Source organism: Saccharothrix mutabilis subsp. mutabilis (assembly GCF_039521145.1).
GTDB classification, from domain to species: Bacteria; Actinomycetota; Actinomycetes; order Mycobacteriales; family Pseudonocardiaceae; genus Actinosynnema; species Actinosynnema mutabilis.
On the sequence record NZ_BAAABU010000003.1, the window covers coordinates 657,555 to 675,513 of the forward strand.

At 72.3% G+C, this 17,959-nt stretch carries 14 protein-coding genes; 10 read left to right on the forward strand and 4 right to left on the reverse strand.

Annotated features, from left to right (window positions below; genetic code table 11):
• Nucleotides 1-10 precede the first annotated feature (10 nt).
• On the reverse strand, nucleotides 11-1,576 hold the full coding sequence (locus ABD126_RS10695) for a tannase/feruloyl esterase family alpha/beta hydrolase (RefSeq protein WP_343933572.1): 1,566 nt from the start codon (nucleotides 1,574-1,576) through the stop codon (nucleotides 11-13).
• Nucleotides 1,577-1,671: 95 nt separating this feature from the next.
• Between ABD126_RS10695 and ABD126_RS10700 the strand changes: the two genes are divergently transcribed.
• Genes ABD126_RS10700 through ABD126_RS10720 form a run of 5 tightly spaced genes read left to right on the forward strand, consistent with a single transcriptional unit; the run spans nucleotide 1,672 to nucleotide 5,984 of the window.
• Entirely contained in the window at nucleotides 1,672-2,667 is a 996-nt protein-coding gene (locus ABD126_RS10700; RefSeq protein WP_343933573.1) for a serine/threonine-protein kinase, read from the forward strand.
• 2 nt (nucleotides 2,668-2,669) lie between these two features.
• Nucleotides 2,670-3,650 (forward strand): hypothetical protein, encoded by a 981-nt coding sequence (locus ABD126_RS10705; protein WP_343933574.1) that lies wholly within the window; start codon nucleotides 2,670-2,672, stop codon nucleotides 3,648-3,650.
• Nucleotides 3,647-4,873 carry an adenylosuccinate synthetase gene (locus tag ABD126_RS10710; RefSeq protein WP_343933576.1) on the forward strand — a complete coding sequence of 409 codons (1,227 nt, stop codon included), beginning with the start codon at nucleotides 3,647-3,649 and terminating at the stop codon, nucleotides 4,871-4,873. The genes ABD126_RS10705 and ABD126_RS10710 overlap by 4 nt, the downstream gene beginning before the upstream one ends.
• A gap of 11 nt (nucleotides 4,874-4,884) precedes the next feature.
• On the forward strand, nucleotides 4,885-5,526 hold the full coding sequence (locus ABD126_RS10715) for an NUDIX hydrolase (protein WP_343933577.1): 642 nt from the start codon (nucleotides 4,885-4,887) through the stop codon (nucleotides 5,524-5,526).
• On the forward strand, nucleotides 5,523-5,984 hold the full coding sequence (locus ABD126_RS10720) for a hypothetical protein (protein ID WP_343933578.1): 462 nt from the start codon (nucleotides 5,523-5,525) through the stop codon (nucleotides 5,982-5,984). The genes ABD126_RS10715 and ABD126_RS10720 overlap by 4 nt, the downstream gene beginning before the upstream one ends.
• Nucleotides 5,985-6,264: 280 nt before the next feature.
• On the opposite strand, the gene ABD126_RS10725 is transcribed toward ABD126_RS10720, so the two are convergent.
• Nucleotides 6,265-7,758 (reverse strand): amidase, encoded by a 1,494-nt coding sequence (locus tag ABD126_RS10725; protein ID WP_343933580.1) that lies wholly within the window; start codon nucleotides 7,756-7,758, stop codon nucleotides 6,265-6,267.
• Nucleotides 7,759-7,932: 174 nt separating this feature from the next.
• Here ABD126_RS10725 and ABD126_RS10730 point away from each other — a divergent pair, with 174 nt between their 5' ends.
• From ABD126_RS10730 to ABD126_RS10745, 4 genes are all read left to right on the forward strand, one after another.
• Nucleotides 7,933-8,790: a protein phosphatase 2C domain-containing protein gene (locus ABD126_RS10730; protein WP_343933581.1), complete on the forward strand. Its 858-nt coding sequence runs from the start codon at nucleotides 7,933-7,935 to the stop codon at nucleotides 8,788-8,790.
• Between the two features lie 47 nt (nucleotides 8,791-8,837).
• Complete coding sequence (locus tag ABD126_RS10735; RefSeq protein WP_343933582.1) at nucleotides 8,838-11,210, forward strand: HAD-IC family P-type ATPase; 2,373 nt, start codon at nucleotides 8,838-8,840, stop codon at nucleotides 11,208-11,210.
• 126 nt (nucleotides 11,211-11,336) lie between these two features.
• Entirely contained in the window at nucleotides 11,337-13,397 is a 2,061-nt protein-coding gene (locus ABD126_RS10740; RefSeq protein WP_343933583.1) for a bifunctional diguanylate cyclase/phosphohydrolase, read from the forward strand.
• Nucleotides 13,398-13,669: 272 nt separating this feature from the next.
• On the forward strand, nucleotides 13,670-16,057 hold the full coding sequence (locus ABD126_RS10745) for a tetratricopeptide repeat protein (RefSeq protein ID WP_343933584.1): 2,388 nt from the start codon (nucleotides 13,670-13,672) through the stop codon (nucleotides 16,055-16,057).
• 64 nt (nucleotides 16,058-16,121) lie between these two features.
• Here the strand turns inward: ABD126_RS10745 and ABD126_RS10750 are convergent, their stop codons facing one another.
• Complete coding sequence (locus ABD126_RS10750) at nucleotides 16,122-16,769, reverse strand: TenA family protein (RefSeq protein WP_343933585.1); 648 nt, start codon at nucleotides 16,767-16,769, stop codon at nucleotides 16,122-16,124.
• 53 nt (nucleotides 16,770-16,822) lie between these two features.
• On the opposite strand from ABD126_RS10750, the gene ABD126_RS10755 reads away from it, so the two are divergent.
• Nucleotides 16,823-17,257, forward strand: coding sequence for a GNAT family N-acetyltransferase (locus tag ABD126_RS10755; RefSeq protein ID WP_343933586.1), 435 nt, complete (start codon nucleotides 16,823-16,825; stop codon nucleotides 17,255-17,257).
• 62 nt (nucleotides 17,258-17,319) lie between these two features.
• On the opposite strand, the gene ABD126_RS10760 is transcribed toward ABD126_RS10755, so the two are convergent.
• Nucleotides 17,320-17,949, reverse strand: a complete 630-nt coding sequence (locus ABD126_RS10760; protein WP_343933587.1) for a TetR/AcrR family transcriptional regulator — start codon at nucleotides 17,947-17,949, stop codon at nucleotides 17,320-17,322.
• Nucleotides 17,950-17,959: the final 10 nt, after the last annotated feature.

Below are 17,959 nucleotides of genomic sequence, written 5' to 3' on the forward strand. Positions count from 1 at the left end.
GGCCGGGACGCTACCCCACGGGTCCGGGCAGGCGGTGCAGGTGGGCGCCGAGCCAGTCCACGGCGTCCCGGGGCGGCGTCGCCGGTGGGGTGGGGGTGAAGTTGGCGGCGTCGTCGGTGCTGCCGGTGCCGTCGTAGGTCGCGCGCAGCGGGTACGGGAAGACCGGGCGGGAGCGCGGGGTGCCGTTCGGGGCGTGGCCGTGGGCGGTGATCCGGTCGGGGGCGGCGCCGTGCTCGGTCCAGCGGATCAGGTCGGGCAGCGGGTCGAACGAGGTGAGGGTCTCGCCCCGGCCGCAGTGGTGCAGCGACGGCACCATGAACACCCTCGCCCAGTCGGACAGGCCTCGCGGGTACCGGGCGGTCAGGCGGGCGTGGTAGTCCAGCAGGCCGGCGGCGGGGATGGCCTCGTCGCCCCACCCGTGCCACATCAGCAGTTTGCCGCCGGCGCGGTGGAACGCGGTCAGGTCGGTGCTCATCGCGTTGGCGCGCAGGCCTTCCGCGGTCAGGCGGTGGAACTCGGCGGCGGTGAAGCGGAAGTCGGCCAGGGTGGTGTGCGGCGCGCCGAGCGGGTGGGCGAGGTGGCGCAGGTACTGGTCGGCGAGCCGGGCGGCGAGCGCGCCCTCGGCGGTGGGGACGATCCAGCGGTTCCACGCCAGTTCCGAGCCGCGCGCCTGGCCCGCCGGGTGGAGGCGCTGCCCGTCGGGGGTGCGGGGGCCGTCGTAGAGCTTGCGGACGGCCTCGACCTGCGCCGGGGTCAGGCACGCCGCGCCGCCTGCCGGGCACAGCAGGGCGGCCGGGTCGAAGTCGCAGGCGCGCGGGTCGTCGAGTTGGCCGTCGGTCAGGCCGTCGAGGTGGTCGCAGCGGGCCAGGACGGCGGCGTGCAGGCCGGGCAGCCGGTCGGCGGTGAGGACCGGGTTGCCGCGCGGGTCGGTGGTGACGCGGGCCAGCCACGCCTGGTGGACGATCAACGCCGAGAGCTGGACGGCGGGCGCGCCGGCGGCGATGCCGTCGAACGCCTCGGGGTGGCGCTGGGCCAGCAGCAGCGCTTCCCGGCCGCCGCCGGAGCAGCCGGAGAAGTAGGAGAAGGTGGGCGGCGCGCCGTAGTAGCGGGCGATGACGTCCTTGGCGGTGCGCGACACGACGTGCGGCGCGCGGAACTGCCAGTCGTCACGGGCCTGCCGGTCGCCCGCCCAGCTCGCGTCGACCGAGGGCACGTCGCCGGCGCCGGTGTGGCCGTCGTCGGTGGTGGCCACGGCCAGGTCGCCGGGCACCGTCCCGCACGCGCGCGGGGTGGGCGGGGCCAGTTCGCCGCAGAACCCGCCGCAGCCCAGTTGCAGGTAGCGGCCGGAGTAGTCGGTGGGCAGCTTGAGGTGGAACCGGATGCGCGGGGCGACCAGGCCCCGCACGTCGCAGTGCTCCCCCTCGGTGTCGGAGGCGGCGACCAGGGCGGCGTCGGTGACCACCGCGCCGGGCAGCACCCCCACCAGACCCGCGCAGCGCGACCGCGTGGACGCCGCGCCGGTCACCACCGACGACGCCACCAAGGCGACCACGACCAGCACCACACGCGCACGCAACGACAAGGTCTTCCCTCCCGGTTCAGGAAAGCACATGCCACCCGGCCGGTCGGCCGACGGTTGCCACACAGGTTTGAGTCAGTTAGACTCAAACCATGTTCACGAGGGAAGAGGCACTCCACCGAGTCGAAGGAGCCAGCCCCGCCCGCCTGTTCGGACCACCCGCCCCCGACCGCCGAGCCGAAGCCAAACGCCTCTACCGCGCCCTCGCCGGCGCCCTGCACCCCGACCGCGTCGCCCCCGACGACACCCGCGCCCACCGCGCCTCGGCCGACCTCACCCGCCTCTACCACGACTGGCGCCACGCCGAACCCGTCACCCTGCGCACCACCCGCGGCACCTACCGCCTCACCGACCCGCACGCCGTCGGCAGCGTCGCCAACCTCTACCGCACCACCGGCCGCCACGTCGTCAAACTCGCCCGCAACCCCAAGCTCAACCCGCTCCTGCACGCCGAGTGGCACGCCCTGCGCACCCTCGACCGCTTCACCGACCACCACCGCTGGCTCAAGCCCTACTACCCCGCCCTCCACGACACCGGAGACATCGAACGCGGCCAACGCGCCTTCACCGTCCTCGAACCCCTCATCGACGGATTCGCCACCCTGACCGAGGTCAAGGCCGCCAACCCGAACGGACTCGACGGCCGCGACTACGCCTGGATGCACCGCCGACTCCTGCGCGCCCTCGCCGGCGCCCACAAAGCCGGACTCGTCCACGGCGCGGTCACCACCGACAACGTCCTGGTCCACCCCGAACAACACGGCATCGTCCTGGTCGGCTGGTCCTTCGCCGTCGAACCCGGCCAACCCGCCCTCGCCACCGACCGCACCACCACCTACCCACCCGAAGTCACCCGCAAGCAACCGCTCACCCCCGCCACCGACGTCCACATGGCACACCGACTCATGCTCGACGTGCTGGCGCACAACGAAAAACGGCAACGCACCTTCGCCCGCGGCTGCACACAACCCGACCCGGCGGCCCGCCCCGAGGCCGCCGACCTGCTCGACGAGTACGACCAACTCCTGGAAGACACCTACGGCGCAAGGGTGTTCCGACCCTTCGCCCTCCCCCGACGAGGAGCCTGACCATGGGACACGGACGCTGGGACGACAACGCCTACGCCGCCGCCCGCACCTTCCGCGCCGCCAAGGGCCTGGACGACTTCGGCTACACCGCCAAGCTCAAGTCCGGCCCCCGCGACAAGTGGAAGGCCGACCCCACCCTCGACCCGTACCGCGTCACCGTCCGCGAATGCCGCGACTCACCCGACCACGCCGACTCGACCCCCATCGCCGTGCTGTTCGACGTCACCGGCTCCATGGGCCAGGTGCCCAAGATCATGCAGCGCAAGCTCGGCAAACTGCACGGCCTCCTGCAACGCAAGGGCTACCTCACCGACCCCCAGATCCTCTTCGGCGGCATCGGCGACGCCGACAGCGACCGCGTCCCCCTCCAAGTCGGCCAGTTCGAATCCGACAACCGCATGGACGAACAACTGCGCACCATCTTCCTCGAAGGCAACGGCGGCGGCCAGAAGAGCGAGTCCTACGAACTCGCCGCCTACTTCATCGCCCGCCACGTCACCACCGACGCCTGGGAGAAGCGCGGACGCAAGGGCTACCTGTTCCTCATCGGCGACGAACTCAACAAGCCCCGCCTCGAAGCCCGCCACATCCGCCGCCTCATCGGCGACGACGTCCACCAGGACATCGACCCCGCCTCCGTCTACCGCGAACTGGCCCGCAAGTGGCACGTCTACTTCGTGCTGCCCAACCAGTCCCACTACTACGACGACCCCGACATCGCCGACCACTGGCGCGGCCTGCTCGGCCAGCACTTCCTCAAGCTCGACGACCCCGGCGCGGTGTGCGAGCTGATCGCCGCCACCATCGGCCTGGAGGAACGCGTCGTGGACCTCGACCAGGCCATGGTCGACCTCGCCGAGGTCGGCTCCGCCGCCGAGAGCCGCGCCGTCGGCAAGGCCCTGGTCCAGGTCGGGTCGCGCGCCGTCGCCACCTCCGGCGCGCCCGACGACCTCGACGGCCCCGACGACGTCACCCTCGCATGACACCGCACGTGATCGTGGTCGGCCTGGGCTTCGGCGACGAGGGCAAGGGAGCGGTGGTGGACGCCCTGTGCGCCCGCGGACCGGTCACCACCGTCGTCCGCTTCAACGGCGGCGCCCAGGCCGCCCACAACGTCGTCGCCGACGGCCGCCACCACACCTTCAGCCAGTACGGGTCCGGCACGCTCGCGGGCGTGCCGACCCACCTCTCCCGGCACGTCCTGGTCGAACCCGTCGCCCTGGCCACCGAAACCCGCGAACTGGCCGCCCTCGGCGTCCCCGACCCGCTGGCCCTGCTCACCGTCCACGCCGACGCCCTGCTCACCACCCCCCTGCACATCGCCGCCAACCGCGCCCGCGAAGACGCCCGCGGCGACAATCGGCACGGCTCGTGCGGCAAGGGCATCGGCGAAACCGTCTGGTACTCCCTCCTGACCGGCCACCACCCCGGCGAGACCGTGGAACACCAGGAAGTCCTGGGCCACCCCGGCCCCGCCCCCACCGTCGGCGACTGCCGCAACCCCACCCTCCTGCGCCGCAAACTCGACACCCTCGCCCGCTTCTACGAACCGCTCATCGGCGCCGGCACCCACGTGGACGACCTGATCCACCTCTACACCGCCTTCGCCGACGCCGTCCGCATCGTCGAAGGCGACCACGTGGGCGCTTTGGCCGACACCGGCCGCCTCGTCTTCGAAGGCGCACAAGGCGTGCTGCTGGACGAAACCCACGGCTTCCACCCCCACACCACCTGGTCCACCACCACCCCGCGCAACGCCCTCGACCTCCTCCGCGGACGCCCCGCCCGAGTCCTCGGCGTCACCCGGACCTACCACACCCGCCACGGCGCGGGCCCGTTCCCCACCGAGGACAACACCCTGCCGTTCCCCGAACTCCACAACGACACCGGCGTCTACCAAGGCGCATGGCGCACCGGCCACTTCGACGCGGTCCTGTTCCGCCACGCCCTCGCGTGCGCCCGCCCCGACGCCCTCGCCGTGACCCACCAGGACACCCCCGCCACCCACCTGGCCACCGCCTACCACTCCCCCACCGGCCCCACCACGACCCTGCCCACCACCGACTCCCGCCACCTGCGGGCATGCACCCCCGTGCTGGAACCCTTCACCCCCGACTGGTTCGACCACCTCGACATCCCAGTCGAAGTCACCGGCCACGGCCCCGACCGCACCGCCTACAACGTCCGCACCCCCACCCCCGCCTAGGCTGGGCAACCATGAACGCGCCGCGCATCGAATCGACCCTGGTGTCGGTGGACGTCCTCACCCTCCGCTTCGACGCCGAGGCCCACACCGTCCTGCTGGCGATCGCGCCACGCGCGTTCGACCCGTTCGCCGGCGAACCGGCACTGCCCGGTGTCCTGCTGGGCAAGGGAGAACGCCTGCGCGACGCCGCCCACCGAGCCGTCACCACCAAGCTCGGCCTGCCGGAGGTGACGGCCACCGGCCAACTCGCGACGTTCGACGAACCGTCCCGAGACCCCCGCGGCCCCACCCTGTCCATCGCCCTCTGGGCCACCCTCGACCCGGCCGCTTCGGCCTCCGGCCCCACCTGGACCCGCCTGTCCGACGTCCCGGCCTTGGCGTTCGACCACAACCGCATCGTCACCGACTGCCGCCCGATCCTGGCCGACAAGCTCTGGCGCGACCCCACCTTCACCGCCGGCCTCCTGGGCCGCGAATTCACCACGGCCCACGCCCTGGACGTCACCGAAGCCCTGACCGGCGACCGCCCCTACCCCGCCAACCTGGGCCGCACGATGGACCGCGTCCCCGGCCTGGAACGCACCACCCAACACGCCGCCGCCCTCCCCCAAGGCGGCCGACCCCCACTCGTCTGGCGCTGGACCACCCCATGATCCGGACCTGGCTGGCCACCGCCCTGCGCAGCCCGCACTTCCACACCCACGGCTTCGAGTCCATCCACACCGACGACCTGGACGACACCTACACCGAAGCCGACGCGATCCCCCGCGCCCTGGACCACTTCACCACCCTGGTCACCGCCTTCGCCGACCACCAGACCGACGTCATGGCCATGCTGGTGATCCAGACCGGCTACCACGACGACCTGGCCCTCACCGCCCCACCCATCACCGACCTGGAAACGGCCTGGGACCACTGGACCCCACCCGAGCTGTACCTACTGGCCCGCCGCCCCCACCTGACCCCATACGCAGTAGAGGAATACAAACGCCCCTACCCACCCAACACCTTCACCGCCCCCCACGGCACCTACCACACCTACTACCGCTGCCACCGCCAAGGCGACAGCCCCGAATTCACCTCAGCCATCTACATCGAGCACCACCCCTGACCGCCCGGCAACACGCAACCACCCCGCCAAGCTGCGGCTTCCTTTGGCTGCCCAGCCAAAGGAAGGGCCTCGGTCTTCCCCCGTGCGACCTGGGCGCAGCCCGACCACGGATACCCGGGTCGCGCAAGGGGAAATTGCGAGGAACGAGCCATTTGTCCTTGCGCGACCCGGGTATCCGTGGTTGCCTCTGGCAGGTTGTGCGGGGGAAGACCGACGCCCTTCCTCCCCCGGGGACCTCCCAAGCCCGCTTTTGATCTTGAGAGCGCGTCAGCGCGTCTGCTCAAGAGAGCGAAGCGCCCGGCAGGTAAGACGGCGGCCTGCGGGACGCAGAAGCGGACTCGAAGGCGGCGGCGAAGCTCAAGACCCTGGCGTCCGCCCCATGCCCGGCCATGAACGACAACCCCACGGGCAACGCACCCGCGAACCCCGCCGGCACCGTCACGTTCGGGTACCCCGACACCGCCGCCGGCGACGAAGACCCCAGCACGAACGCGTCCCCCTCCGCGTAATCCGTCTCCCACGCCGGCGAGTTCGTCGGCGACACGATCACGTCCAAGCCGTGCTCCGCCATCACCTCGTCGATCGACCGCTTCGCCAACGCCGTCGCCGTCCGCCGCTGCTCCACATACCCCGGATCGGTCACCGGCGGCGCATCCCGCGCCATCAGGAACAACTCCTGCCCGAACCGGCTCAGCTCCACCGGATCACGCTCGTTGAACGCGATCAACTCCCCCAACGTCCGCGGCGCGCCCACCCGCGTCGCCAGGTACCCCTCCAGCTCGTGCCGGAACTCCGACAGCAACGCCGGGAACTCCGCCGCCCCGATCTCCTCCTGGTACGGCAACTCCACCTCGACCACCACCGCGCCGGCCCGCCGCAGCACCTCCACCGCCGACGCCACCACCCGGTCCGCCTCGGCGCTCTTCCCCGCCTGCCGCCACACCCCGACCCGCGCCCCGCTCAACGCCCCCGGCCTCAGCTCGTAGGACACCTCCCGCCGGTCCAGCACCGACATCAGGATCGCCGCGTCCACCACGTGCCGCGCCATCGGCCCCGCCGTGTCCTGGTGCGACGAGATCGGCACGATCCCGTCCGCGCTCACCACCCCCAGCGACGGCTTCAGCCCCACGATCCCGTTCGCCCCCGCCGGGCACACGATCGACCCGTCCGTCTCCGTCCCCACCGCCACCTGCGCCAACGACGCCGCCACCGCCGCGCCCGACCCCGACGACGACCCGCACGGGTTCCGGTCCAGCACGTACGGGCTGTTCGTCTGACCGCCCACCGCCGACCAACCCGACGTCGAGTTCGTGGACCGGAAGTTCGCCCACTCCGACAGGTTCGTCTTGCCCAACACGACCGCGCCCGCGTCACGCAACCGCGTCACCAGCTCGGCGTCGTCCCGCGGCGGCACCCGCAACGCCCGCGAGCCGGCCGTCGTCGCCAGACCACGCGTGTCGATGTTGTCCTTCAGCAGCACCGGGATGCCGTCCATCGGACCGCGCGCCCGACCGTCCCGCCGCCGCCGGTCGCTCTCCGCCGCCTGGCGCAGTGCGGTCGGGTCGACGGCGACGACCGAGCGGACCTTGCGGTCGACGGTGTGGATGCGGCGCAGGTACGCCAACGTCAGCTGGACCGAGGTCAGGGTGCCCGCGTCGAGCCGGCGGACGAGCTGCGGGATGGTCGCCGCGTCGAGGTCCAGGCGCACGTCGTGGGCGTGGACGGGTTGAGCGCCGAGGAGCACGGCCGTCGCCGCCGCGAGCAGTGGTCGCATGTCCTCAGCCGTAGTGGTCCGGCGGTCGCCCGGTCAAGTGGTTCGGGGCGAGAGAGCAACTTTCAGTCAACACTGAAGTTATCGTGACCACTACCCCAGGAATCACAGGCCACCCTCAGGCTCGGCCCGGATCATCGGAGGTGGACACCCGTCTCTGGACTCCGGAGGCCCGCCATGACCGTCCTGCCACCCACAGCCCTGCCACCCACAGCCCTGCCCACCGCCGGCTGGGCCACCGCCCGAGGCGCACGACACGTGGCCGCCGACGCCGCCGCAGTCAGGACCGCCCCCGCTGCCTGGGCCGACGCCGCCCGGGCCGCTGCCGCCACCTCGCCCTTCCCGAACGCCACCACCCGCACCACCTCCTGCCCCGTCGCGTTCGCCGTCGCCGTCGCGGACGGCATCGGCGACACCGAAGCCGCCGCCACCGCCGCCCGCTTCGCCGCCGCCGAAGCAGTGGACGCCGCGTGGCGCGTCGGCGTGTCCGAGGCCATGGAGGAAGTCCGCCGAGCCCTGCACGAGGCCGAACTGGCCACCCACCCCATCGCCCTTCCCCTCCCCCGCCCCGCCAGGGACAGCCTCGCACAGCCACCCGCACCCGACGTCGGTCGGGCGCACACGCCAAAGCACTCGGGTGACACCACGCTCGCGGTCGCGGCCGGCACCGCCCACCAGTGGTCCGTGGCCTGGGTCGGCGACTGCCGCGCCTACTTCCTCCCCGACCACGGCCCCGCGACCCTCCTGACCACCGACCACACCATCGGCCGGTACCTGCGCGACCGGGGCATCGAGGCCAACCCGCGCATGGACCTGGTCGTCACCACCACCGCCCGCAAGGGCGGCCACGGCGTGGTCCGCGGCGCCGGACCGGGTCGGCTGGTCCTGCTCACCAACGGCGTCCACCGCACCACCGACCACCAAGCCGTCACACGGCTCGCCCTCAGCGCCGCCGACCCGGCGGAAGCCGCTCGCGCGCTGGTCGCCGTCGCCGCCGAGGACAACGCCGCCGCGGTCGTGGTGGACGTGCGCTGACCGGGCGGCCCCGGCGGTTCCGGGGCACGATGGCGGCGGAGGTGGGGATGTCCGACACGCTCGTCACCGCGGGCGGCCTGACCCGCGCGCAGGTCGCCGAACGGGTGGCCGCGGGCCGCACGAACGCCGTCGGCGCGCGAACCAGTCGCAGCACCGCGCAGATCGTCCGCGCGAACGTCGTCACCCCGTTCAACGGCCTGCTGGCCACCCTCTTCGTGCTCGTCCTGCTCACCGGCCACTGGCAGAACGGCCTGTTCGGCCTGGTCATCGTCGCCAACACGGCCATCGGCGTGGTCCAGGAGCTGCGCGCCAAACGCACCCTCGACCGCCTCGCCGTCCTCAACGCCCCGCGCGCCCGCGTCGTGCGCGAAGGGCGGGTCGCCGAGGTCGAGGTCGCCGAGGTGGTCGCCGACGACCTGATCGAACTGCGCACCGGGGACCAGGTCGTCGCGGACGGCACGCTGACCGCCTCCGACGGCCTGGAGATCGACGAGTCCCTGCTCACCGGCGAGTCCGACCCGGTCGCCAAGGACTCCGACGACGAGGTCCGCTCCGGCTCGATCGTGGTCGCCGGCAGCGGGCGGTTCGTGGCCACGGGGGTCGGCGCGGACGCCTACGCCACCCGGCTGGCCGCCGAGGCGCGGCGGTTCACCGTCGTGCGCTCGGAGCTGGTGCAGGGCACGAACAAGCTGCTCAAGTGGATCTCGCTGCTGATGCTCGTGGTCGGCCCGCTGCTGCTGTGGAGCCAGTTCGAGACGCCGGACACCGACACCTGGCAGGAGGCGGTGACCGGCGCGGTGGCGGGCCTGGTCGGGATGGTGCCCGAGGGCCTGGTCCTGCTGACCAGCCTCGCGTTCATGCTCGCCGCCGTGTCGCTGGCCCGCCGGCAGACGCTGGTGCAGGAACTCCCGGCGGTCGAGGTGCTGGCCCGCGTGGACACCGTGTGCCTGGACAAGACCGGCACCCTCACCCACGGCGACATCGTGTTCGACCGCCTGATCACGGAGGACGAGCACGACGTGCGCGAGGCCCTGGCGCTGTGCGCGAACGCGCCCGACGCCAACGCCACCTCCGCCGCGCTGGCCGACGAGTTCACCGACCCGACCTGGCGGCGCACCGGCGGCGTCCCGTTCTCCTCCGCGCGCAAGTGGTCGGCGGTGTGCGCGGACGGCCACGGCACCTGGGTGCTGGGCGCGCCGGAGATGGTCTTCCCCGACAGCGCCGACGATCCCCTGCTGCGCGAGGCGGCGGACATCGCGGGCGAGGGCAAGCGGGTGCTGGTGCTCGCCTCGACACCGGCCCACCACACCGACACCACGCTGCCCGCCGACCTCACGCCGCGCGCGCTGGTCGTGCTGGCCGAACGCATCCGCGACGACGCGGCCGACACGCTGCGGTACTTCGCCGAGCAGGGCGTGGCGCTGAAGGTGATCTCCGGCGACAACCCGCGCACCGTGGGCGCGGTGGCGGTGTCCGTGGGCGTGCCGGGGATCGGGCACGCGACCGACGCCGTGGACGCCCGCACCCTGCCCGAAGACCCGGACGCGCTGGCGGACGTGTTGGAGCGCAAGGTGGTCTTCGGCCGGGTCACGCCCCAGCAGAAACGGGCCATCGTCGGTGCGCTGCAACGCGAAGGCCACGTCGTGGCCATGACCGGCGACGGCGTGAACGACGCGATGGCGTTGAAGGACGCCGACATCGGGGTGGCGATGGGCAACGGCGCGGCGGCGACCCGGGCGGTGGCCCAGTTGGTGCTGCTGGACAGCCGGTTCGCGCACCTGCCCGACGTGGTCGCCGAGGGCCGGCGGGTGATCGCCAACATCGAGCGGGCCGCGAACCTGTTCCTGGTCAAGAACGTCTACTCGCTGGTCCTGGCGCTGGTCGTGGTGGCGACGGCGCTGGCCTACCCGCTCGCGCCGATCCAGTTGACGCTGATCTCGGCCACCACCATCGGCATCCCGGGCTTCGTGCTGGCGCTGGCGCCCAACCGCCGCCGCTACGTGCCGGGGTTCCTGCGGCGGGTGCTGCGGTTCGCGGTGCCGACCGGCGCGGTCATCGGGCTCGCGGCCTACGCCGGTGACCTGGCGGTCCGCGGCCTGGAGCCGGCCGGCGGGCGGGGCGCGGGGCAGACGGTCGCGACGGTGGTCGTGCTGATCGCGTCGCTGTGGACGTTGTCGCTGCTCGCGCGTCCGCTGAACGGGTGGAAGATCGCCCTGCTCGCGGGGCTGGCCGGGGTCGCGGCGCTGATCCTGGCCGTGCCCGCGTTGGGCACGGGGATCTTCCTGCTCGCCGTGACGCCGCAACGCCTCCTGGTCGGCGCGGTGATCGGGTTCGCGGCGGGGCTGCTGGTCGAACTCGTCGGACGGGTGGTGCTGCGCCCGGTGCGCGAAAGTGAGGCCCGCTCGGCTGAATCCTTTTAACACCAATGGAGCACCGGTCCGGGTTTCCCGCCGGAGTGCGGGTGCGGCATGATCGGCCTCCGGTGGACGCCGCTGCCGCAGACCGGAGGCCCACCCCCACGCAGGCGACACCGCGGAGTTCACATAATGAGTGCGCACGGCCCACGCCCGGCAGCGGGCCGGGCCTGGCTCGGCTACCTCACGGTCGGACTGGTCGCGATCGTGGCGTACTACCTGATCCCCCGCCACGGGTTCGGCGTCGCCGCGCGGGTCGTCGTGTACTGCCTGACCAGCACGTCGGCGGCGGTCGTGGTGCTGTGGGCGGCGGTGCGCAACCGGGCGGGCGCGCGGGTGCCGTGGCTGCTGCTGGGGTTGAGCCAGGTGGTGTACTCGCTGGCCGACTGCACCTTCTACGTCAACCACTACCTGTTGGGGCTGACCGGTTTCCCGTCCGCGGCGGACGTGTTCTACCTCGGGCACTACCCGTTGATCGTGGTGGCGCTGGTGCTGCTGATCCGGCGCCGCAGCCCCGGCCGCGACCTGCCCGGCCTGCTGGACGCGTCGGTGCTCGCGGTCGTCGCGGCGATGCTGTCGTGGCTGTACCTGATCGGTCCGCGGGCGCGGCTGGACCAGCCGCTGCCGGTGGCGCTGGCCTCGGTGGGCTACCCGGTGATGGACCTGGCGATGTTCGTGGTGGCGCTGCGGCTGTTCCTGGGCACCGGGCGGCGGACGGGGTCGTTCGCGCTGCTGTCGGCGAACCTGCTGGCGATCCTCACCGCCGACACGCTCTACGTGCTGCAACAGCTCAACGGGACCTACAAGGCGGGCAACTTCCTCGACGCGATCTGGCTGGGCGGCAACCTGGCCCTGGGCGCGGCGGCGCTGCACCCGACGATGGCGCGCCTGGCCGAGCCGACCGCCGCGCGCGAGAACGTGCTGGGGTGGGGCCGGATCGCGGCGCTGTGCGGGGCGGCGCTGATCGCGCCGGCGATGCTGGTGCTGCAGCACGTGACCGGCGGTTTCCACGACATCCCGGTGATCGCGGCGGCGTGCGCGATGCTGTTCGTGCTGGTGATCGCCCGGCTCGCGGCGATGGTCGCCGACCAGCGGCGGCTGGCCATCACCGACGCCCTGACCGGCCTGCACACCCGGCGGTTCTTCGTGGCGCAACTGCCGATCGAGGTGGAGCGGGCGCGGCGCGGCGCCGGGTCGGTCGGGGTGTTCATCGCCGACGTGGACCGGTTCAAGTCCATCAACGACGGCCACGGCCACCCGGCGGGCGACCGCGTGCTGGTGGAGGTGGCGGACCGGTTGCGGCGGGCGGCGCGGGCCGGTGACGTGGTGGCGCGGTACGGCGGTGAGGAGTTCGCCCTGCTGGCGCCCGGGGTGCGGCCGGCGGAGCTGGCGTCGATCGCGCGGCGGCTGCGGGAGAGCGTGGCGGGCAGCCCGATCGCGGCGTCGGACGCGGTGCTGCTGGACGTGACGGTGTCGGTCGGCGCGGCGTGCTACCCGCAGCACGGCGGCGACCCGGCGGCGGTGATCGCGGCGGCGGACCGGTCGCTGTACGCGGCGAAGGTGGCCGGGCGGGACCGGGCCGTGGTGTGCGCGGAGGAGGTCGACCAGCCGTCGGTGGACCACCTGTGCCGCATGGCCGACCAGGTGGACCTGAGGCTGGGGTCCCGGCACGACAGCCGCGCGGTGGGCCGGTGGGCGCGGCTGCTGGCGACCGAGCTGGGGCACGACGAGCACGGCATCCGGGTGGCCGGCTTGGCCGGGCGGCTGCGTGACGTGGGCAAGATCGTCGTGCCGGACGCGGTGCTGCTCAAGCCCGCGGCCCTGGACGCCGAGGAGTGGGCGGTGGTGCGCCAACACGCCGAACACGGGTTCCGGCTGGTGGACACCGTGCCGGGCTTGTTCGCGGTGGCCCAGACGATCAGGCAGCACCACGAGCGTTACGACGGTTCGGGCTACCCGCAGGGGTTGTCGGGCACGGCGATCCGGTGGGAGGCGCGGGTGGTGGCGGTGTGCGACGTGTGGGCGGCCCTGCTGGCCGACCGCCCCCACCGCCCGGCACGCTCGGCGCAGGAGGCCCGCTCGGTGCTGCGGGCCGGGCGGGGAACGCTGTTCGACCCCGACGTGGTGGACCTGTTCCTGGGCCTCCACGCCGAGGGTCGAATCGACGCGCCCGACCTGGGCCGCGTCGGCTAGCGCCGTTTTCATTCAATGCGCGAGCAGGACCTCGACGCAGGGTTCACCCATCCAGCGGTACGCCCGGAAATACGCAGGTCAGCACCTGTTTGAACAGTGGAATAAATACTCGCAAAATTGCGGGTTCTAGCTCTCCGTCATGCACCCCCGGCACGACGGTGAGATTCGCGGTAGCCCATCCGAGTAAACGACGCGCGAAAGTCTCCACAGAGTGGGCGCCCATGGTGAAGACTCGACCGCCTCCGTGAGGCCTAATAGGACGGGCAGCTGTCATGACTGGTGGAGGACCGGGCGAGACGTCGAACGGCGTCTGGGGTGACGCGGGGCCGGTCGTCCAGGCGCAGTCGGTCCGCGACGTCCACTTCCACTCCCCTGCGACATCCGGCCCGCGGCTGCAACGGCGCCCCGTCGCCGCGTGGCACCCCTACACCCTCCAGGTCCACCAGGCGCTGGCGACCTCCGACGACGCGGAGTCCTTGCCGTTGCTTCCGGGCTACCTGCGCCGGCCGCACGACGACGTGCTCGACGCCGAACTGCGCGACCTGACCAGGAGCAAGTTGATCGTCCTGGCCGGAGGGTCGTCGACCGGTAAGACGCGCGCCCTGTACGAAGCGATCTCGCGGCACGAAGCGCTCCGGCAGTGGGGCCTGATCTACCCGCGCACTGGCGACGACCTGTACCAGCTCATGCAGAGCGACACGATCGAGCCGTACAACATCCTGTGGCTCAACGAACTGCACCACTACTTCTCCGGTCCCCACGGGCAGACGGTGGCCGCCGAGCTGCACGCACGGCTCACCAGTGAGAGCGCGGTGCGCCCGATCCTCGCGGTGGCCACCCTCTGGCCGGAGTTCTGGGCGGCGCTCAGCTCCGAACCGGTGTCGCTGAACGATCCCCACCCGTGCGTGCGGTCGTTGCTGGGCGGCGCGGTGCGGATCACGGTCGCCGAGCGGTTCAGCGCCGACTCGGTCGGCGCGCTGCTGACCGCGTCCTCGACCGACCCCCGGCTCCGCGAAGCCGCCCTCACCGCGGCGCCCCAAGGTGCGGTCATCCAGACCCTGGTCGGCGGACCGTCGCTGGTGCGCCGGTTCGAGACACCCGACACCGTCGTGGACCGGTACGCGACCGCCGTCGTGTCCGTCGCGCTGGACGCGCGCCAACTCGGCCACCGCGACCCCTTCCCGCACGGGCTCCTGGCTGCCGCGGCGAGCGCCTACCTGGCCGAAGAGGACCGCGTGGGCGCCGCACCGGACTGGTTCGAGCAAGGGCTGCGACGGGCCACCCTCGATCGGACCCACGGCATCTCCCTGCTGCTACCCGCCCGGCTCAGCGACAACCAGCCGGGCGCGGCCGACAGCTACGACGTCCACGACTACCTGGAGCAGCACGGCCGCAGTTCGCGCCGCTACCGGAAGATCCCGCCGGTGCTGTGGAAGAGCCTCCTGGACCACACCCGGTCCCCCGCCGACCGGGCCGCGATCGGCTTGAGCGCGTACGAGCGGCTCGTCTACACCTACGCCGAGGCGTTCCTCAGGTCGTCCATCAAGGAGGGTTACTGGCAGGCGAAGCGGTGCCTGGTCGACTTGTTGCACGCACAGCACCGGTTCGAGGAAGAGGTGCACACGCTGGCCATGTTGAGCCGTGCCGACTTCACCGCCCACCAGCGGCTGATCGACCTCTTGGTCGAACACCGTGCCATCGACGACCTGAAGGTCCTCACCGACCGCGGCGACAGCTACGCGATCGCCAAATTGGCCGATGTCTACGTCGACCTGGGACGCACGGACGAGCTGGCGCAGATGTTCAAGCGGACGGGTGAAGGCTTGGTGCGCTTGAAGCTGGCGCAGCTGCTCGAACGCCAGGGCCGGATCGACGAGGCGATCGACGTGCTGGCCCCCGGCGACGAGGCCGCCCACCTGCTGATGGTGGCGATCATGGCCCGGCACGACCGGGTCGGAGCGCTCGAAGCCTTCCACCACGACGACACGAACTGCCTGCTCGGCGACCTGTGCGCGCGCCACGCCCAAGCCCAACTGGTCGACCTCCTGGCCAAGCGCGGCGAACCGGACCGGGCGAGGTCGCTGGCCACGCGCGGACCGGTGCCGGATCAACGGCACCAGGCGCTCCTGCTGTGGAAGTACGACTACGCCGACGCCGCGGAGGCGGTGCTGCAACCGCTCAGCGACGCCGGCGACGTCCGGTCGGCGCTCTACCGCACCGACCTCAAGCCTCGGCCCGCGGCGCGCGCGTCGGCCGACGGCCCCGACCTGCGCTACGACCCGCCCAGCTCCCAGTACCGGCTGGCCAACTACCTGGCGAGCCACGAGATGATCGAGCAGCTCCGCGAGCTCGCCGACAGCGGCTACGACTACGGGCGTTGGCGCCTGCTCAACCTGTTGGCGGAGCGCGGTGATCCGCGGGGGCTCGCCGAACTGGCCGACAAGGGCGACGTCAACGCGTCCCGCAGGCTGGCCGAGATCCTCGCGCGCCAGGGGCGGGTGGCCGAGTTGAGCGGACGCGCCCTTCGCGGCGACGTCACGTCCAGGAACGAACTGGTGTGGTTGGCCACCGCCACGAGCCGCTCGGGGGCGACCGAAGCGGCGAACCTCGTGCGCCACGGCCTCAAACCGGACGGGACGAGCGCCAGTCGGCTGTGGTGAAACCGGTGCCCGACCATCCGCCGCGTCGGCCTTCGGGTTCACGCAGTGGACGGTCGGGCGGTTCCTAGGCGAGATCGGCCAGGGTGTTCCAGAACATCAGTTCGTAGCCCTGGAGCAGGCGGACGTGTTCGACCGCCTTGTCGAAGGACACGCCGGCGTCCAGGCCCGCCTGCACCGCGTCCAAGCCCTGTTGTTCCAGTTCCGGCACCGGGGTGGCGAAGAAGTCGAAGAAGGCCGTGTCGTCCGGGGTGAAGCCGTAGTGGGCTTGGAGGCCGGCGGAGATCCGGCCGCAGTACTGGCCCCACGCGGCGAAGTTGGTCAGCATCGCCACCGCCGCCACGGCCGGGTCGGTGTTGAGCGCCAGCCACGCCACGTAGGAGGCGTAGGCCTGGCAGCCCGGTTGGTAGCGGTACGTCTTCGGGTTCACGCCCGCCTTCGCCGCCAGGGGGTCCAGGAGGGGCAGGACCAGGGCTTCGCCTTGGGCCAGGGTGGTGAAAAAGCCCCGACCGGCCGGGGTGTCCGCCTCGGCCGCCAGGGTCAGGAAGCTGCGCCAGTCCCCCGGCACGATCCGCAGTTCCTCGGCGGCCAGCGCGCCGATCGACGTCAACGGGGCCGTGCCCGCCTCGACCAGCGGCACGAAGCGGTTCTCGCCGTGGTCGTCCGCGACCTCGTCCCTGATCCTGTCCAGTAGTTGCCTCGCCGACTGGGTCATCGTTCCTCCGCACTGGGTCCGGGTTCGCAGCCTAGCCCCGTAGGGTGTCGCGCATGATCACCCTGGGGCCACTCCTGCCGGCCGACCGCGCGGCCTGGGAGGAACTGTTCGTCGGCTACAACGCTTTCTACGGCCGGACCCTGCCCGACCTCCTGCTCGACCGCGCGTGGCGGGAGTTCCAGCGCGACGTGCGCATGCACGCCCTCGGCGCACGCCACGACGACCGGCTCGTGGGCATCGCCCACTTCCTGGTCCACGCCAGCACCACCGCCCCGGACGTGTGCTACCTGCAAGACCTGTTCACCGCGCCGGACGCCCGGGGCCTGGGCGTCGGGCGGGCGCTGATCGACGGGGTGGTGGAGTGGGCGCGGGAACGCGAGTGCTCGCGCGTCTACTGGCACACGCACGAATCCAACGACACCGCCCGCCGCCTGTACGACCAGGTCGCCGAGAACCGGGGGTTCATCTCTTACGTAGTACCGCTTTGACTCCGGCGGTGGCGCGGGTGGCCCGCCGCCGGACCCGTTGGGCGAAACCTTGAAAAGGCGGCTCAGTCCCGGTCCAGGCCGCGCAGCAGCGGCAGGTACACCTCGTCCACCAGTTCGGCGAGCACGTCGTGGTCCACCGATCCCCCGCAGGTGATGAACTCGTTGCGCACCAGGTCCAGCGGCGTGCGGGCGGCCCGGTGGGACAGCCGGACCGGCGGCAGTTCGCCCCGGTCCACGGCCCGCCGCACGATCAGGGCCACCGCGGCGGTCAGCGTCGTCGGGCGCGCGAGCTTCTCGCGCAGCAGTTCGGCCATCTCGGGGTGGCGGAACGCGTCGGCCATGACGCCCGCGATCATGCCGTTGACCATGGCGCCGGCCCGCCGCGCGATCCGCTCGAACAGGGCGAGCAGGTCGCCCCGCAACGACCCGGTGTCGGGCACGTCGGTCTCGACCGGCACGCGGCTGTCCCACGCGGCCAGCGCCAGCTCCGCCCGGCTGGACCACCGCCGGTACAGCACGGGCTTGCTGGTGCCCGCGCGGCCGGCGACGCCCTCCATCGTGAACCGCCCGTAGCCGTGTTCGCGCAGCTCGGCCCAGGCGGCGTCGAGGATGGCCGCTTCCAGCTCCGCGCCCCGGCGTCGCGTCTTGGGATCGGTCGCGCGGGGGTGCGCGGTGTCCGTCGAGTCCCTCACCCTACCCCTA

Bases quoted from the DNA above. Each gene is read 5' to 3' on its own strand.
- ABD126_RS10710 (WP_343933576.1), top strand. From the start codon at position 3,647: ATGACACCGCACGTGATCGTGGTCGGCCTGGGCTTCGGCGACGAGGGC.
- ABD126_RS10755 (WP_343933586.1), top strand. From the start codon at position 16,823: ATGATCACCCTGGGGCCACTCCTGCCGGCCGACCGCGCGGCCTGGGAG.
- ABD126_RS10750 (WP_343933585.1), bottom strand. From the start codon at position 16,769: ATGACCCAGTCGGCGAGGCAACTACTGGACAGGATCAGGGACGAGGTC.
- ABD126_RS10720 (WP_343933578.1), top strand. From the start codon at position 5,523: ATGATCCGGACCTGGCTGGCCACCGCCCTGCGCAGCCCGCACTTCCAC.
- ABD126_RS10745 (WP_343933584.1), top strand. From the start codon at position 13,670: ATGACTGGTGGAGGACCGGGCGAGACGTCGAACGGCGTCTGGGGTGAC.
- ABD126_RS10715 (WP_343933577.1), top strand. From the start codon at position 4,885: ATGAACGCGCCGCGCATCGAATCGACCCTGGTGTCGGTGGACGTCCTC.
- ABD126_RS10735 (WP_343933582.1), top strand. From the start codon at position 8,838: ATGTCCGACACGCTCGTCACCGCGGGCGGCCTGACCCGCGCGCAGGTC.
- ABD126_RS10730 (WP_343933581.1), top strand. From the start codon at position 7,933: ATGACCGTCCTGCCACCCACAGCCCTGCCACCCACAGCCCTGCCCACC.
- ABD126_RS10700 (WP_343933573.1), top strand. From the start codon at position 1,672: ATGTTCACGAGGGAAGAGGCACTCCACCGAGTCGAAGGAGCCAGCCCC.
- ABD126_RS10725 (WP_343933580.1), bottom strand. From the start codon at position 7,758: ATGCGACCACTGCTCGCGGCGGCGACGGCCGTGCTCCTCGGCGCTCAA.
- ABD126_RS10740 (WP_343933583.1), top strand. From the start codon at position 11,337: ATGAGTGCGCACGGCCCACGCCCGGCAGCGGGCCGGGCCTGGCTCGGC.
- ABD126_RS10705 (WP_343933574.1), top strand. From the start codon at position 2,670: ATGGGACACGGACGCTGGGACGACAACGCCTACGCCGCCGCCCGCACC.